16 protein-coding genes and 1 tRNA gene are annotated in these 16690 nt (G+C 59.8%); 13 read left to right on the top strand and 4 right to left on the bottom strand.

Annotated features, from left to right (window positions below; genetic code table 11):
* Positions 1-59 precede the first annotated feature (59 nt).
* Positions 60-1541 carry a pyruvate kinase gene (gene pyk, locus AU252_RS01905; RefSeq protein WP_058929280.1) on the top strand — a complete coding sequence of 494 codons (1482 nt, stop codon included), beginning with the start codon at positions 60-62 and terminating at the stop codon, positions 1539-1541.
* A 109-nt stretch (positions 1542-1650) separates the two neighbouring features.
* Here pyk and AU252_RS01900 read toward each other — a convergent pair whose 3' ends face one another.
* Positions 1651-2256: an ANTAR domain-containing response regulator gene (locus tag AU252_RS01900; RefSeq protein ID WP_056345656.1), complete on the bottom strand. Its 606-nt coding sequence runs from the start codon at positions 2254-2256 to the stop codon at positions 1651-1653.
* Between the two features lie 204 nt (positions 2257-2460).
* Here AU252_RS01900 and AU252_RS01895 point away from each other — a divergent pair.
* Both AU252_RS01895 and AU252_RS01890 read left to right on the top strand, forming a co-directional pair.
* Positions 2461-2542: transfer RNA gene (locus AU252_RS01895), tRNA-Leu, on the top strand.
* Between the two features lie 86 nt (positions 2543-2628).
* Positions 2629-3759, top strand: a complete 1131-nt coding sequence (locus tag AU252_RS01890) for a tyrosine-type recombinase/integrase (protein ID WP_058929279.1) — start codon at positions 2629-2631, stop codon at positions 3757-3759.
* An 8-nt stretch (positions 3760-3767) separates the two neighbouring features.
* Here the strand turns inward: AU252_RS01890 and AU252_RS01885 are convergent, their stop codons facing one another.
* Positions 3768-4043, bottom strand: a complete 276-nt coding sequence (locus AU252_RS01885; protein WP_058929278.1) for a hypothetical protein — start codon at positions 4041-4043, stop codon at positions 3768-3770.
* Positions 4044-5282: 1239 nt separating this feature from the next.
* Between AU252_RS01885 and AU252_RS24090 the strand changes: the two genes are divergently transcribed.
* From AU252_RS24090 to AU252_RS01875, 3 genes are read left to right on the top strand one after another with little or no spacing between them, the layout of a single operon-like run.
* Positions 5283-6200, top strand: coding sequence for a hypothetical protein (locus AU252_RS24090; protein WP_167349813.1), 918 nt, complete (start codon positions 5283-5285; stop codon positions 6198-6200).
* A complete protein-coding gene (locus AU252_RS23735) occupies positions 6197-6958 on the top strand; it encodes a hypothetical protein (protein ID WP_157768923.1) in 762 nt (253 codons plus the stop codon). Before AU252_RS24090 ends, AU252_RS23735 begins: the two co-directional genes overlap by 4 nt.
* A 28-nt stretch (positions 6959-6986) precedes the next feature.
* Positions 6987-8075 (top strand): IS630 family transposase, encoded by a 1089-nt coding sequence (locus AU252_RS01875; protein WP_058929059.1) that lies wholly within the window; start codon positions 6987-6989, stop codon positions 8073-8075.
* A gap of 961 nt (positions 8076-9036) precedes the next feature.
* On the opposite strand, the gene AU252_RS24950 is transcribed toward AU252_RS01875, so the two are convergent.
* Positions 9037-9288: an ArsR family transcriptional regulator gene (locus AU252_RS24950; protein ID WP_430929491.1), complete on the bottom strand. Its 252-nt coding sequence runs from the start codon at positions 9286-9288 to the stop codon at positions 9037-9039.
* 198 nt (positions 9289-9486) lie between these two features.
* Between AU252_RS24950 and AU252_RS23000 the strand changes: the two genes are divergently transcribed.
* The gene (locus AU252_RS23000; protein ID WP_240484303.1) at positions 9487-10041 is read left to right on the top strand and encodes a helix-turn-helix domain-containing protein; all 555 of its coding nucleotides are present in this window, start codon (positions 9487-9489) and stop codon (positions 10039-10041) included.
* Here the strand turns inward: AU252_RS23000 and AU252_RS01865 are convergent.
* Positions 9995-10318, bottom strand: a complete 324-nt coding sequence (locus tag AU252_RS01865; RefSeq protein WP_157768921.1) for an ArsR/SmtB family transcription factor — start codon at positions 10316-10318, stop codon at positions 9995-9997. The two genes, AU252_RS23000 and AU252_RS01865, sit on opposite strands and share 47 nt — an antisense overlap.
* Before the next feature lie 178 nt (positions 10319-10496).
* On the opposite strand from AU252_RS01865, the gene AU252_RS01860 reads away from it, so the two are divergent.
* The 6 genes from AU252_RS01860 (at position 10497) to AU252_RS01835 (ending at position 16546) form a co-directional block, all read left to right on the top strand.
* Positions 10497-11387: a sigma factor gene (locus AU252_RS01860; protein WP_083510220.1), complete on the top strand. Its 891-nt coding sequence runs from the start codon at positions 10497-10499 to the stop codon at positions 11385-11387.
* A gap of 342 nt (positions 11388-11729) precedes the next feature.
* Positions 11730-12164 carry a hypothetical protein gene (locus AU252_RS01855; RefSeq protein WP_058929273.1) on the top strand — a complete coding sequence of 145 codons (435 nt, stop codon included), beginning with the start codon at positions 11730-11732 and terminating at the stop codon, positions 12162-12164.
* Between the two features lie 272 nt (positions 12165-12436).
* Complete coding sequence (locus AU252_RS01850) at positions 12437-13288, top strand: C40 family peptidase (RefSeq protein WP_240484302.1); 852 nt, start codon at positions 12437-12439, stop codon at positions 13286-13288.
* 116 nt (positions 13289-13404) lie between these two features.
* On the top strand, positions 13405-13692 hold the full coding sequence (locus AU252_RS01845; RefSeq protein WP_058929271.1) for a hypothetical protein: 288 nt from the start codon (positions 13405-13407) through the stop codon (positions 13690-13692).
* An 87-nt stretch (positions 13693-13779) separates the two neighbouring features.
* Entirely contained in the window at positions 13780-15081 is a 1302-nt protein-coding gene (locus AU252_RS01840) for a hypothetical protein (protein ID WP_157768920.1), read from the top strand.
* Positions 15074-16546: an SCO6880 family protein gene (locus AU252_RS01835; RefSeq protein ID WP_058929269.1), complete on the top strand. Its 1473-nt coding sequence runs from the start codon at positions 15074-15076 to the stop codon at positions 16544-16546. The genes AU252_RS01840 and AU252_RS01835 overlap by 8 nt, the downstream gene beginning before the upstream one ends.
* The last annotated feature ends 144 nt before the right edge of the window (positions 16547-16690 follow it).

Genomic DNA, 16690 nt, shown 5'->3' with positions numbered 1-16690 from the left:
CGCCGCGGATTCACCTCCACAACAACTTAACCAATGCAGGACACTACTAGGGTAGGTATATGAGACGCGCTAAGATTGTGGCCACTTTTGGCCCGGCAATTGCCAGCTTTGAGAACACCCTCGCGGTGTTGGAAGCCGGTGTAGATGTTGCCCGGATGAACATGAGTCACGGTGACTACTCCGTGCACGACAGCACCTACGAGAATGTCCGCAAGGCAGCAGCCCAGCTGAGCAAGCCTGTGGCAATCATGGCTGACCTGCAGGGGCCCAAGATCCGTCTTGGCCGCTTTGTGGACGGCCCCCATGCCCTGGCCGAGGGTGACATCTTCACGATCACCACCGAAGACGTTCCGGGCACCAAGGAGATCTGCTCCACCACGCTGAAGAGCCTCACCGAGGATGTCAACGTGGGTGATGCCCTGCTGATCGACGACGGCAAGGTTGCCCTGCGGGCGATTGAGGTCGACGACGTCAAGGTCGTTACAGAGGTAACCGTCGGCGGGATGGTGTCCAACAACAAGGGCATCAACCTTCCCGGCGTTGCGGTCAACGTGCCGGCGCTGAGCGAAAAGGACGAGGACGATCTCCGCTGGGCCATGCGCCGCGGTGTTGACCTGGTTGCCCTGTCGTTCGTCCGTGACGCCTCGGACATCGTCCGCGTGCACGAGATCATGGACGAAGAAGGCCGCCGTGTGCCGGTCATCGCCAAGATCGAAAAGCCGCAGGCAGTGGACCAGCTGCACGAAATCATCGATGCCTTCGACGCCATCATGGTGGCCCGTGGCGACCTCGGTGTGGAACTTCCGCTGGAGGAAGTGCCGATCGTGCAGAAGCGTGCTATCGAACTGGCACGCCGCTGGGCGAAGCCGGTCATCGTGGCCACGCAGGTCCTCGAATCCATGATCGACAACCCGCGCCCCACCCGTGCAGAGGCCTCGGACTGCGCCAACGCCGTGCTCGACGGTGCAGATGCCGTTATGCTGTCCGGCGAGACCAGCGTGGGCAAGTACCCGATCGAGACCGTCAAGGTCATGGCCCGGATCATTGAATCCACCGAGGTCCACGGCCTGGAACGCGTTCCGCCGCTGGGCACCAAGCCCAAGACCCGTGGTGGCGCCATCACCCGCGCCGCCGTCGAAATCGCCGACCAGCTGGAAGCAAAGTACATCTGTACTTTCACCCAGTCCGGTGATTCGGCACGCCGCCTGTCACGCCTGCGCCCGATCAAGCCGGTGTTCGCATTCACTCCGCTGGAGCACGTGTGGAACCAGCTGGCACTGACGTGGGGCATCCAGCCAGTGCTGGTACCCATGGTGGGCCATACCGACGAGATGACCGCGCAGGTTGACCGCAGCCTGCTGGAATTGAAAGTGGTTAACGACGGCGACCTGGTGGTCATCGCCGCCGGTTCGCCTCCCGGAAAGGCCGGTTCCACGAACATGCTGAAGGTTCACCGGGTCGGAGACCTGGGCGACGCCGGCAGCCTGGGCGGCGACGCTGGTGCGCCCAGGGAAAAGCTCGGTCCCTGGCCGACGGTATAGCAATCTAAAAGGAAGGACCCCTGCCGGCTGGCAGGGGTCCTTTTCTTTGGTCTCCGGGCGTCCGGTGATTGAGCTTGTCGAAATCCCGACAGGCTCAATACATAATCTTTTAGTTGACCTGGTTGATGATGGTCTCGGCGACCTCGCGCATGCTGAGGCGGCGGTCCATGGAGGTCTTCTGGATCCAGCGGAAAGCCTCCGGCTCCGTCAGGCCCATCTTGGTGGTTAGCAGGCTCTTGGCGCGCTCGACGAGCTTGCGGGTGGCGAACTGCTCCTGCAGGTCCGACACTTCGCTTTCGAGGGCCTTGATTTCCTCGTGGCGGGAGAGCGCAATTTCCAGGGCGGGGATGAGGTCCGCCGGGGTGAAGGGCTTGACCACGTAGGCCATGGCGCCGGCATCGCGGGCGCGCTCCACAAGTTCCTTCTGGCTGAAAGCCGTCAAAAGGACCACGGGGGCGATGCGGGCCTTGACGATCTTCTCGGCCGCGGTGATTCCATCCATAATCGGCATCTTGACGTCCATCAGGACGAGGTCCGGCTTGAGTTCCTCGGCGAGCTGCACGGCCTTCTCGCCGTTGTCTGCTTCGCCCACTACGTCATAGCCTTCGCCGCGCAGGATCTCGATGATGTCGAGTCGGATGAGGGTTTCATCCTCGGCCACAATGACGCGGCGCGCCGGCTGGGACGTGGGTTTTGACTCCGTTTGTTCAGTCACGGGATCTCCTTGGAAAGGTACGGCGGGAACATCACCATCTTAGGTGCGCCCGCGGCCGTAGTTTGATCTGCATGGTCTATTGCGGCGTCAGCGGCGCGATTCTGGAATTCAGCCTATCTGCATGTAGAGTAATTCCGCGTACGTGAAGCGATCGCGTTGCTCACAATCAGCTGTGGGCGTACCGGTTTGCACAGCGTATTCCGCGCCCGAGTGGCGGAATTGGCAGACGCGCCGCACTCAAAATGCGGTATCGAAAGGTGTGTGGGTTCGAGTCCCACCTCGGGCACAGTGTTACCGCAGGTCAGCCAGCGATTGACCAGTTCGATGTGGACAAATCTACAGTTTTCGTCGACACGGGCGTAGCATTTTTATGTGGCAAACATCCGCAAACGCCTCAAAAAAGACGGAACGACGTCTTTCATGGTGTGCTGGCGTGATCCCAAAACTGGGGGCAGCCAAGGCATAACAGTGATCACGGAAATCGAAGCGCAGACTCTCAAACGGCTGCTTGATGCAAACGGCCAGTCCTTTGAGATCGCCCAGTCCGCCCTCCTCACAAATCAAGCAAGGGTTCCGACGGTCGCCGAGGTCGTCCAGGAACATATTGACCTGCTTGTTCGACCTTCGAGCGGGACCACCAAGACATATCAGGTGATGCTCGACCTTCACATCCGAAACGTCATTGGCCACATCCCCGCGGACAAACTCGACTACAGGCACCTCAGCCACTGGGTGAAGTCGATGGCGGCGAAGGGAAAGTCGCCGAAGACGATCCACAACGTTCACGGCCTTCTGTCTGCTGCGATGAACACTGCTGAGATGTTGCGGTACATCCCTCGAAATCCGTGCCGCGGCGTGCAGTTGCCAAGTGTCGACAAGGCTGAGGACGAAGCCATGTTCCTCACTCACACAGAGTTCAACATGGTTCTTGATGCCATGGGGGAGCGGTACAAGACATTCACGAACTTCCTGGTGATGACAGGGACCAGATTCGGCGAAGCTACTGCACTGAAAGTGGCCGACGTCGATTTGCTCTCCAAGCCACCAACGGTGCGAATTAACAAAGCCTGGAAACGGGACGGCCAGTCGCAGTACTACATCGGGGCTACCAAGACAGGTGCAGGGAAGCGGACAATCGGGATCAACCCTGCCTTGGTTGACCTGCTGGTACCCCTCGTGGCCAGCCGTCCTGCTGATGAGCTTCTGTTTACGACGCCCAAGGGGCAGCGGATCATCCACAAGCTATTTTGGCATCATTACTGGGTTCCGGCCGTGAGGGCGGCGAAAGCTCAAGGGCTGAAGAAGTCCCCGCGCATCCACGACCTCCGGCACACGCATGCGTCCTGGCTGATCCAGGACGGTGTCTCGTTGTTCACGATCTCGCGACGCCTTGGCCATGCCTCAACCCGGACTACTGAGCAGGTCTATGGCCATCTGATGCCGGAAGCACTGCAGGCCGGTGCTGATGCCACCGAGCGGTCGATCACCGGATTCGTGCGCTGACACGGGAGTCATGCCTGCTGTGATCGGGGTTGCTGGTAGCCGAGCGGCGAGAGACGCCGCCGTGCCCTCGTGCCGATCAACCGTTCCTGCTGCGTTGAACCGGTGTGGACCGGGACCTCTCGCAGACGGGCAATTTCCGCGATGTGCTCTGAGGTGAAGATGATCTTTCCTTTGCCCCAGCAGGCGTGCGGGAACCGGCCGCTGGCTGCGCCTTCCCGAAGCCAGGCTTCGGTGCACCGCATGAGGGCCGCTGCCTCGGCTGGCTCGTAAAACTCAAGGTCCATTGGAACTCCTAGGTGGCGTAGTTCGCTTGGAAGTTCATCGGGCGCTTGCTCGTTCCGGACATGACCAGGTCTGGACGTTGCGCGAACTCACTTTCGTTAACCATGGTTGGACGCTCTGCTGGCTTCATTTGCCTCGGGCCTGGCGCCATCTGAACACTACTTCAGGGTCGCGGAGCAGTCCCCGTCGGCTGTGACCTGGTAGAGCCTTGGAGCCTCGACCACGGTGCCCGTGTATACCCCGATCTTTTTGACCGGAGGGCTTGTCCGGGCCTCCGAAGCCCCGGGTCGCGTCACAACCCAGGTACGAATCCCACCAGTGCGACGGTTGCCAGGCCGGTCTTTCCGACACCGCTCATTTCGAAGGCAGCTTGCCAGCCGTGGTGCAGATTACCTCGCGGCCCAACAAATAGACGGCCAGTGTGGAGGGCGAGTCCGGTCCAAGGAAGAGGAGGCTCACTGGACCTACTGGAATTTGACCACCGATAGGCAGATGACTCTTCGTGTGCAGGCGGCTTGCCCCACGTAAAGGAGTCTCAGCACTAAGCGTGTAACGTCGTGGGGAGTTGATCTTGTGATGGGAGTAGCATGTCCACGGTGCCGATGTCGAGTGGGTGGCGTGCTGGCGCTGTCCGGCCCCCTTCTAACGACAACTTGCGTCTTCATATAGCTGATCTAGAGTCCAGGTTTCCGATCGTCCGTCAGCATCGGAAAGCCTTTGCTGAGTTGGGTTCGCAGATGGTTCACGCCCAGAGATGTTCCGTCAGCGGCCTATACCAGTGCAGCCTCTCTTTGGTTCGGTTCAGTGGAGCCATTGAGGCCGCCTTTGGCCTCACTCGGGAGGTTATGGTCTTCTATAGCCCGTATGCCGACCTTCAAATCAGGGAGTTGGAGGCTGCGAGGAGTGCTATCGGAAAACTCAAACGTGATGTTACTCCGGACATAGTGTTCGTCTGGTCCCCTGATCCGAGGGCGCGACAAAAGCTCGATGACTGGTCCCGAGGCGGTTTCTTAGCGATACCACTTGCAAGCATTGACGACACAGACCCTGTGTCACTGGTGTCGCTACTCCGCGACTACATATACGCTAGGGATCTCTTTTACGAGTCCACGCCCGTTCGTGGGGATCGATTCTTCGGCCGACGCCAATTGATGCAAGCCCTTCGGGACGACGTTAGTAATCAGCGTGTTGCTGGGCTTTTTGGCCTCAGAAAAGCTGGGAAAACTAGCGTCTTAACTCAGTTGGCTGATGATATCTCTACCGAAAACAGAGTGGTCGTCCTCCGAGACTTGGAGAGCCTTCCTTCACCTCCCGATGATCCCATTCCAAGTCTAATTAAAGACCTTCGCTTCGATCTGATTGAGGTTCTTAAGAACCGAAATCTAAATCATCGCCCCTTGAGCCAACTCAGGGGTGATGCAGATATTTCAGACTTCCGTCGTGCCATGCAAAGCGTTCTCCGCACGCTGGAGAAGAGTGGCGTAAGCATCGTTTTGCTTCTCGATGAAATCGAATACTTGACGCCGTCGGATCGTATTGACATTAGCGAGGGGGATATGACGTCGGTATCCCAGTTCTTGGGAGCACTACGAAGCTTAGTGCAGGAAAACCGGAACTTCACTTTCATCTTGTCTGGCCTGACCAGCGCAATTGTCGAGAATGGTCGACTCTTCGGCCGACCAAATCCGCTTTTCTCGTGGGCCAAAACACATTTCTTGGCCCCCTTCGACCGTCATGAAGCCGACGAACTTGCGACATCCGTGGGAGGGAGGATGGGTATTCAGATCGAGCCGGCGGCTCTTGAAAGTTTCTTCGAGGCAACTGGAGGCCACGCTTTTCTCTACCGGAGTCTTGCGTCTGCCGCTGTCCAGCAACTTCCGGTCGACGTTTTCCAGCGCAGAATTTCGCGGCCGGATGTACTCCGAACCATTGATGATTGGAAGAGGTCGGTGGCTGGAAACATAAATGAAATGATGAATTACGTTCGCCGTTATTACCCAATTGAAGCGATAATGCTGGAACTTTTAATAGACGCGCCTGAAGATTTTAGCTCATTAGCGAATGAGAACCCCCTTGAATTACAGCATTTGCTAAGTCTTGGACTAGTCGTGAAAGACGGACATGAGTACCAGGCGGCAACTGTATTGGGGTTGTTGTGACGGCAGAACTGGAAGCTGTCTGTGCGGCTCGTGCAGAGCTCATTTCTAAGAGCCTGTCGCGACACAGGCTGGTATTCGTTCAACTAGGGGCTGCTTTTGACCCTTTGAGAGATGGCATCTGCGTCCAACTAAAGGGCCAATGCGTTTCTATAGACCAGCGCACTGAGTGGAATCAAAAATCATCCTCACCTGGACCACTCATAGTCACCGACTTGGAACGTTGTGTTGAAACGGCGGGTGACGTGCTTGGTGAAGTTAGAGCGATCATTTTTTCGCTACTGGACGATGGAAAAGCAGTATGCCTACTGTCGCGGGCGCCCAGGCTTTCCTATAGACCTGTGCCTGGAAGCTCGGTCTTGGAGGATGCTGCACTTGTGACCTTGCCGCTGCTGGCAGCGTCGGAAATCGAGTGCGGTCCGGGGGAATACCCTAGTTCGGGCTGGCCTTGGCCTGCAGTGTCCTTTGGTGTGCCTTTCGGCACCGAAATTTACGAAGCTGTATTGAGCGAAGTTGGTCAGGGAATCGTTGCCGCGCTTGATCATGCTCTTTTCGAGGTAGACCCCAAGGGCATGGACGGCCTCGAATTTCTTGCTGCGAGGGAGCTCGAAGGATTGCGCGGCTGCGGGATCGTGGCTATCGATGAAGGCGGTCAGCCGTCGCTTGCCCTACCCCAGGAAGCCAAATCTTTGCGGGAGGCATTGGCAGCCCACGTATCTGAAACGGTAGCACCGGCTACTAGTGGTATGTCTCCAAAATAGTTTGCGGGTGTTCTGTTAAACTGGGGGTATGACGAATCCGGCTCCTGCATTGGTGGTTTCTGATGGACAACGTGCAGCATTGGAGGTCCTTTCGAAATCGCAGACGGCGTCCCATCGCGAGGTTCAGCGGGCGCAGGTTTTGTTGATGGCCGCGGAGGGGTTGGCCAATGAATCGATCGCGAAGGTCGCCGGGACGAGCCCGGGGACGGTGAGGTCCTGGCGGGCCCGGTTCGCCGAGGACGGCCTGTCCCACCTGGGAGAGGTGCGTGCCGGGCGGGGCCGCAAGCCGGTCATTCCGCAGTCAAAGATTGACGAGATCGTTGATCTGACGCGCAATTCCAGGCCCGAAGGGCAGACGCACTGGTCGGTGCGGACGATGGCGGCGAAGGTGGGGGTGTCTCCGGCGCAGGTGCAGCGGATCTGGGCGGCCAGGGGCTTGAAGCCGCACCTGGTGGATACGTTCAAGCTCTCCAACGATCCGCGGTTTGAAGAAAAACTCATTGATGTCGTCGGCCTGTACCTGAACCCGCCGGAGAAAGCGATCGTGCTGTGCATGGACGAGAAATCGTCCATCCAGGCCCTGGACCGCACCCAGCCGTCCCTGCCGATGAAGAAAGGCCGGGCGGAAACGATGACCCATGACTACAAACGCAACGGCACCACCACCTTGTTCGCTGCCCTGGACGTGGCCACCGGAAAAGTCATCGGCTCATGCCTGCCCAAACACCGGCACGAAGAATTCCTGGTGTTCCTCAAGACCATCAACAAAGAAGTCCCGCAGGGCCTGGATGTCCACCTGATCCTGGACAACTACGCCACCCACAAGCACCCCGACGTGAAAGCCTGGCTGGCGAATAATCCCCGCTTCCAGCTGCATTTCACCCCCACCTCGTCCTCGTGGCTCAACCTCGTCGAGCGCTGGTTCCGGGAACTCACAGACAAGGCCCTGCGCCGCGGAGCGTTCCATTCCGTACCGGACCTGATCCACAAGATCGAAGAGTATCTCGCCGCCCACAACACCGAACCCAAACCCCTGGTCTGGACCGCGACCGCAGACTCAATCCTCAAAAAAGTAGCCCGCGGCCGCGTCGCCCTCGAAACCATCAAACAAAACTGAGACACACCACTAGTCTGGCCGAGGTCACGAGGGCGCTTTGGTACATCGAGCGAAAGATTCGGCAGGCCTTGCGCGCAGCAGCCATTACGAAGTATTCAAGTGGCTGGAGGGCGTCGGCTGTGGGCGGGCTTCAACCTGAGATACTCCGGCGCGCACAGCTGGACACGAATGTGACAGCCAAGTCGGTCACAGATCTAAGGGATCCCTTGGAGTGGCTGACGCTTGGAGAGCTTATGGACCTAGTCAGGTCGGAAAAGTTCAACAATCTCGGAATAGAGGCTGCCATTTGGCGAAAATTCCAAGAACAGGTTGTTCCAGTCCGAAATCGCCTAGCGCACGTCCGTATGTTGAAATCTGAGGATGCGGAAGTCGTTAGCATGTGGGCGAAAATGATCCGACTGCGATTTAAGTAGCCTAAGCCAATCCTCAGACCTGCCCATTGGTGCCAGAGAGACTACCTCCTGAAACTGCTCCTGAAGGCTACCGGCCCCCTCAAACAGCTCCAGCCTGACTCCGGCTGAGCCGCCTCTGACCCTGGCCCGTCAGCCGGCCGACCAAAGGAAGTGGATCCGGCGCCAACTGCAAGCGAACCAGCGGGGCAAACCACACTGCCCGAAAACGGAGAAACAACCTCGGATCTGCCTCCCAGCACGCATCGGGGACCTTCATCTCCATGAAAAGGTCAAGGCCGGGCAGCCGCGAGTGTGTCGGTACAGTCGGTCTGAATTTGAGGGCCCGCCAGGGCTGGGGGCCAGACTAGTCCGGATGTGACTCTTAGTGCCACAGATTTCGATACCCACGTGCCCAGATGCATGCGTAGCGTGTCACTCCCTGCTCGCGGTCGAACAGAAATATCGGATGACTGTTTGATCACCGAAAGCCATTCCGAATGCGTCAATGTGGGCGACTACTGCCGTGGACCACGAGGTCGGTTAGATCTGGCGTCGGCTGCGGCCAAAACCTATTCCACAATGTCGAGAATGAGTCGGGCAGCTTCACTTCGTTCCTGAATTTGCCCAGCGTTTGCGAAGTAAAAAACTGCACCCTTTCGAACACTATTTTGAGACACCTCAACGCAGCCGCTCGATACGAGGGCTGACAGTTGCTTTCGGACTGCGCTTGGGCTCAGTCCGATACCCTCGGAGATTTGCTGGCTGGTCGACGGTCCCCTCTTGCTGAGGAAGTGCAGGAGCCGGCTCCGCGTTCTATTCATGAGGAGGTTCGTCATCGCTGCCACTTCCGAGTGAATCAAGGAAAGAATGGAAGGGGTGTAGACCCGTCTGCAATGACCACAATCTACGCCTCGGCAGAGAAGTTGGCTAGATGTAAACGCGACTGGGCACAGGCCTTGTTGGGTCACTCGCCGAAAGTAATACTGGTACCAAAGACGCCGATCTCTCATGGATAACTGTTGGGGGCAGGCAAATCGGGTCATCAGAACGGGCGGCAAGTGGACGCAGGCGAGGTTGCGCGAAACTCCAATGGCGGAAAACGTACGCCGCAGGCGGAGCTCGCCCGAAAACTGAACCTCCTCCTGGACATCGTCGTCGCTGAGCGAGGAACCCCTTTCACATACCGTGAAGTCAGCGAAGCCTTGGCCAAGCGTGGCGTGAGCCTCTCCCGCGCGAGGTGGTTCTATATGAAGGATGGGACGGGACGAATGGTCTCCGATCCCGAACTGCTGAAAGCCCTATCCGAACTATTCGACGTCGACCCGAGTTACCTCCTGGGCGGTGACGGGGCGGAAGTTCCTGAGCGCATAGATGCGCAGTTGGAATTTGTGAAGTCATTACGTGCCGCCAGGGTTAAGACCTTCGCGGCGCGGACACTTGGGGACGTTTCCCCTGAAACTCTTCGAGCCATCACCGAGTACCTCAACGAAGATATCGCCAGGCATCCGGCCGGCGAGGTGTCCGCTGCTAACGGTTCAGAAGATAGTCCAGATGTGCCGCCAGTAGGGCCTTGATGCGCCCGTTGTCCACTGAGTAGCGCGGAGATCGACCATGTCGCCGACCGGGCTCAACGTCGGCATGAACGACGCCAGTTTCTTCAAGCACGAGCAAATGCTTGGCGACGCTGGGCTCCGTCGCGCTGACTGCGTCAACAATGTCGCCCCGAGTCGCCGGGCCGGTGGCGGCTAGGAATCGCAGGATTTCATTGCGGGACCTGTTGCCGAAGGTTGCGATGGCCGCTTCGACGTCGGGTGACCAGGCTTCGTCTTCGGGCTGAGTGATCCTGGGCATGACTTCATTCTTGTCTTTCACGTCCAGAATCTCCAGCGTTGCGCTCTTGACTCTACTTTAGTGAGTGCTGAGAATAGTTAAAGTAGTCTTTAAATATCAAGCGGATCGTCCCAATTTCTGACAGGGACGAGCTCACGCATCCATAATTTCTCTGAATTTCCCTGTCCTGGGAGCCGTCATGAGCGCAACGCCTTTACCCCGTGCAGCCAACGCCGCAGTCGAAACAGTCGACGTCAGCCGAACTGAATCGCAAATGCAGCTGAACACCATTTCGATGGAGCAGATGACTTCGTCGATCAACGAAGTCGCACGATATGTTGGATCGCGTTTGGCCCGGGCGGGACGTGCCTGCGACTTTGATGATGCCCTTCAAGACATCCGCATTGCAGTCTGGCGAGGAGTGGACGATGGCCACTACAGGCAGATACCCGGCGTACGATTTGGCGCCTGGGTTCAGGGGATCGCTGCCCACGTTTGCTCGGCATACACGTCCAAAGCGCGGTCAAGGGAATCTCTGCCGCTTCTGATCGATCCCGGGGATAACGACGAGGGCAATGTCGTCTCTCCGCATGAGATCTTTGGACCAGAAGATGTGGCCGAGAGGGAGTGGGCCGTCAGCATTCTTCAGACAACGAGGCACTATGTAGGCGATGCTGTGTGGGGTGCGGCGATGTCACTGCTACTCGCGGACGACTCGCGAACTCCCGGCTCGTCCAAGGACCGCCGATCCTACCGGCAACTTGTATTCGTCCGGCAGATGGCGATCACGGTGAGGCAGGCGCTGGCGGCTGTTGACGCCGAGGGCCGCGACATCGGGGATGAAGCGAGTTTTGCTGCGCGATGCTTGCCAACTCCCTTGCAGCAGCAGATCGCCCAGAGGGTAGTCCGACTGGAGTTGCGCAGGGAGGAGCGGTCCGACGTGATTGCGGCCATCGCCTCAGACTTCGGTGTGAGTCGGCGCTATGTCGAGGTGCAGATTGGCAGGGTGCGCCGGCTGTATGCGGCCGCGGCGGAGATCAGTTCTCCGTTGGTCCATTTGCGCACTGTGGCCCATCTACGGAACGTGTGAGCGTGCGACGTCATGTCTTGAAGTCGCGTGGGCGGCATGAAGTCGTGAAGGAGGGGCACCATGAATCGCTCCAACGTTCTTGCCCGACGATTAACGGGACCCATGCGGTTGTCTGTCTTGGCGGCCGGTCTGCTGGTCGTTGTTGCGGTGATTGCTGCGCTTCTGTTGACTCCCAGCCCGCCGCGTCCGAATGGCGCCGGCCGGGCTGAAGGGCCGGCGGCATCAGCACCTCCGTCTCGAACGCCCACCGCACGCCCGTCGGAGCCGTCGATAACAGTCACTCCGAATCATGACAACGGCCCACACACGCTCGACTACCGGGCACTATCGGAATCGACAGCCATGGCGCTCCACACCTGGGATACGCGGACGTCAGGCTACACGGAGATTTACGCCCGGGTGCGTGGCTGGTGGATGGTTCTTGCGGACGGGTCGAATCCTCTGAGCGTCTACACGGCGCAGTTCGAAGGGACGGGCATCGATGCCGCGGCCTTCGCGCAGCTGACTTCCCGCCAGGCTCAGCGCAGCTCAAACGTCATGCAGACCAAATGCGATGCTGAACTGGCCAACTATGTGGAGCATCCCGCCCCGTGGGAGGGCCTCCACGTGTGCACGGTGACGGTCAGCGTGACTGACCGCTCGACGTCGGATACGGGATCGGCTACTTACGCGGTCCCCGTGAGCGTCGTGGCCAACTGTCCGCCGGCAGCGTCCGCCCCTGGCGACCGGTGTGCGCTGGTCGCCTTCTACACCGACGCCAGCAGAATCGTCTACTGATGGGCATTCGGAGGGCGGTGCGGGCAGGCGTCGTTACGCGGTCGATAGCTGCAGGCACTCTCGTTGCACTGATCTTGTTGGCTGCTGTTCTAACTGGATCCCTTGCTCTCCTTGGGTCCGGAATGTCCAACGCCGCAGACGTGTGCGTCTGGCCGGATTCATCCGGTGATGTCGATGCCACCAGATCCAACGGTATCGGCCGGGAAGCCCTGACGTTCTCGGGCCCAAATGGGGCACCCATGACGCTCAACGTGCGGCAAAAGGAGGTCGCTATGGCCTATATCTCTGTCGGACGGTCCCTCAAACTGCCTGGGCAGGCAATCCAGATCTCAATCATGATGGCCCTTCAGGAGTCGGGTCTGCGCATGCTTGCGAATCCCGCAGTCCCAGAGTCTTTAGGCTTCCCGAACGACGGGCTCGGGTATGACCATGACTCCATTGGATCTGCCCAGCAGCGGCCCGGCGCCGGATGGGGACGCGTGCAGGACCTCATGCGTGCCGAGTACAACGCGGCCGCCTTCTTCGGCGGACCCAACGGTCCCAACCGAGGCTCTCCCCGGGGGTTGCTGGACATCAGGGGCTGGGAACGGATGTCCCTTGGCGAGGCAGCCCAGTCCGTTCAGGTCTCGGCATTCCCTGAGCGATACGCACGGTGGGAACCGGCCTCCGCAGCAATCATCGCCGCGCTGGCCGGTGACATCACGGTGCCACGCTGCGAAAGTCCTGGTCAGAAGGGCGGCCGTCCAGCGCCGGCCATTCCGGGAGACCTGGATGACCACCGGCGTGCCATTATCGGCTTCGCCCAGCAAGGCTTAGGCGGACGGTACGTCTGGGGAGGCACGGCCTTCAAGGCCTGGGACTGCTCCGGCTACGTGATGTGGATCTACGCCCAGATCGGCAAACAGCTTCCACGGGTCGACCAGTGGGTTGTGGGTGCACCTACGGCGACGCCCGTGCCGGGTGACCTTGTCGTCCAGAACCCAGATGGCCCGGAACACTGGGGCCACGTGGGGATATACGCAGGTGAAGGCCTGATGTACAGCGCCCTCAACCCCAGCGCCGGAACCCTGCTCCATCCCATCGACTGGAACCCCGGCAGCCGCTACTTCAACCTGCTCGGGTGAATTATGCGACTCGGTCGGAAATAGTCCACCAGGGGTCATGCATAGCAATGCCAACGATCCCATGGATAAGGCAACGGCAGGTCTGTGCCTGCCACTACACCTGAACGGAGCAAGTCATGATTTACGCAGTCGTTGACCCTGGAATTGTCCCAAACACGAATTTCCCGTTTTTGGAGTCCCTGAAACAGATTGGCGGCGGCATCCTCGTCGGTGCCTTCATCGTGATAGCGATCGTGGCGGTCATCGGCGCCGCCATGCTCCTTGCCGGCAAACTCAGCCAGTCATCACGCCTTGCCTCGGGCGGCGGCATGATTCTCTTGTGGACCGGGCCTGTGGCTGCGATCCTCGGCGGTATCAACGGCTACATCCTGTGGTCGCAAAGCGCGTTCCAGCTCGGATTTTAGGGGCGCGCAATGCTGCCCGATCTCTGCGCTCCCGGAGCGTGGTGGCCTCCCGGCTGCGGGCTAGTCTCCCAGGCCCAAAACGGCGCATTGTCTGCGTTCAACGCCTTTCTAGCCGGCATTCTGGAGGGCATCGCTTCCTGGCTTTGGTCCTTCATCTCCGGCGCGTTCGGAGCATCCAACGTCGATGACTCCCAATGGGCAGCGGTGCAGGGCCTCACGGGATGGTGGCTTGTTGTCATGGCGACACCCCTCGTCGTCGCCATGATTCTGCAACTGCTGTCGGGTCTCATCGCCCAACAGTCTCGAAGGATCTGGCGTGCCCTGATCGGCGGCCTGATGGCCATCCCCGCTGTAGGAGCTGCGGTCTACCTGATGCGGACGCTGACGCACGTCAGCGACGAGGCATCAACGGCGCTCCTGGAGACGCTCGGTTCCGATCCGTACGTCGTCTTCATGCGCCTCTTTGGCTTCGAGCGGGCTCCCGCAGGATCTGTCAACGAGTGGAAGCTCTTACTTGGGTCGGTTAGCACGGCACCGTCGGCACTCAGCGGAGCGTTGGTGATAACGGTCTTCGCTACCCTGATCATCTGGATCCTCGCCTTCATTCTGATGTGTTCGATGATATTCAGGTCCTTTGCCCTCATCGTCCTCGGAGCCGTTGCTCCAGTGGCCCTGATGATGATGCCGTGGGAGAAGACGAAGTCATGGATGGCACGGTGGTGCGAGGTAGTGGTGGCCCTGCTGTTGGCCAAGCCACTCGCGGCGACCATCCTGGCCGTAGCCGTAAAGCTGTTTTCCGATTCAACCTCCTTTGCCGGGATCGCTGCGGGCGCTGTTGGCATGACTGTCGCCTGTGCGGCGCCGCTGCTTGCGCTCAAGCTTGTCGGCTTCGCTGGCGGTGAGCTGGCCGCAGCAGCAGGCGCTGCCGGCGGCGGCCAAACAGCACGAGCCGCGGCAGGGTTCTCCGGACGCCAACTAAGTCACCAGATCCGAAGCCATCACTTGTTGTTGGGACACGGTGGAGCATCGGGATTCTCACCCGTGCCCTCGACTCCCAGGCCTCTCCCGGCAAGAGTCTCGCGGCCAGCTGCCACCATCCCGAGGCCTTCGGGCGCTCCAGGTTCGGCCGTCGTCAGCTCAACGCAACTTCAGTTGCTCTCCGGGCCCAGAGTGTCGGAGACACCAGCCCGCGCGCCGGAGCGAGCAGAGCCAGGACCAAGCGCCACCGTGACTCCATCCCTTGGGCCTGCTTCTAAGCACGAGCCCGCAACAGTCCAGCCGGTTCCGGACAAAACGAGCCAGGCGCCTGCGGCTCAAAGGCCGCCCGTACAAAAGCAAGAAACAACGACGACGGTGATCCCACCACGGATTGAAGGCCACCATGACTGACGAAAGCGGAGCCCTCAGTCCCGTCAGCTTCCCCCGGCAGGAACGCCACGGAGTCCTGCTCGGACTGCAGTGGTATCAGTTGGCATTCGCCGGCGCCGGAATACTCACGGCATGCTTAGCGTCCGCTGCAGGTGGACCCCACAGACTGTTTTGGACGAGTCCGCTCTGGCTCTCACTGCTGTTCCTCGGGTTTCTGCAGTACGCCAGGATCCCATGTCCAGTGTGGATCCTCACCGCATCCCGATTTGGGGCGAGAAAAGCTACACGCCAAACCACATTCCTGGCATCCCCCGAGAAGCCAGTGATCGCGGGATCGCTGGTGCTCCCAGGCGGGCTCTCCACACTGGTCATTCATCGGACGGCTGGCGGCTGGTGTTTCGTCGTCGACCGCGAGGCTCGCGAGGCATTCGCCGTCATTCGGTGCCGCGCCAATGCCTTTGCCTTGCTTGAAGACGAGGACAAGGCCTACGCCGTGCAGGAATGGTCCCGAGTCCAAGCTAACCTCGCCAAACACCAGGGTGTTGCCCGTATCGCGATTCAGGACTACACAGTGCACTTCCCCGCCTCGGCGCTGGAGGAGTACTACAGAAGACGCGTGGCGGCACGTAAGGCGATGTCGCCGGGAACCGAGTGGGGCGACCGCTCGTACCAGGATCTCGTGTCGGCGGCGGGTACGACGAGCAGCCATGACATTATGCTGACCTTGGTACTCGACACCGCCCGCGCTCGCCGGAGAATCCGCGACGCCGGAGGCGGGGCTGCCGGGATCGAGCAGACTCTGCGGTCGGAGCTGGAGGCGCTGGCGACAGGACTTAAGACCCACGGTGTGAAGGTCGAAGAATGGCTTTCCGACAGGCAGTTCGCGTCAATCCTCCGTGGGGCCTTTGACCCGTCCTCGGTCGTAGCGATCGAACAGCGAAAACGTGACTTTGAGGGCGTTGACCCTGCACAGTCCGGCCCGATGGGCATGGAGGAACACTGGTCGTATCTTCAGACAGACACGGGCTTCCACCAAACGTTCTGGGTTGCAGAATGGCCACGGCAGAAGGTGTTCGCGGGGTTCCTTCACCCACTCGTCTACGTCGGCGGCTTTAGGCACGCCGTCACACAGGTCCTCAGGGCTGTACCCGCGGACCGGGCATTGAGGGACATCCGGTCCGCGCAGGAAGCCCACGAGACCAGACGCCGGATCAACGCGAAGTTCGACCGGCCGACCACGCGCGAACAGCTCGCGGAGGAACAGGAGGTGCAGCAGCGCGAGGAAGAGATCGTCGCCGGCCACGGCGATGTCCGTCAGGCGGCGTACGTAACCATCACCGCCGCGACGCTGGAGGAGCTCTCGCGTTGCCGGCAGGAACTGGAATCTGCTGCTGCGAGCGCGTTCGTCGACCTTCGCCTGCTGGTGGGGCAGCAATGGGCTGCCTTCATCGCGGGCGGGCTGCCACTCGGTAGGGGACTCAAATGAAATCGAAGAGCAATAGGGTCGAGTTCATCTCCGCTGGTGAGACGCGGAGCGCTCGCCGGGAACGTCGTCGTCGGCGTCCAGAAGGTGCCGACGGCGGGCCGAAAGGTTTGTGGGAACGGCTGACGGGTGAACCATCTGAGGATG

Source organism: Pseudarthrobacter sulfonivorans, assembly GCF_001484605.1.
Classification (GTDB): Bacteria; Actinomycetota; Actinomycetes; order Actinomycetales; family Micrococcaceae; genus Arthrobacter; species Arthrobacter sulfonivorans_A.
Note: the sequence above shows the minus strand (reverse complement) of the source record. Positions and strands in the feature narration are given on the sequence as shown.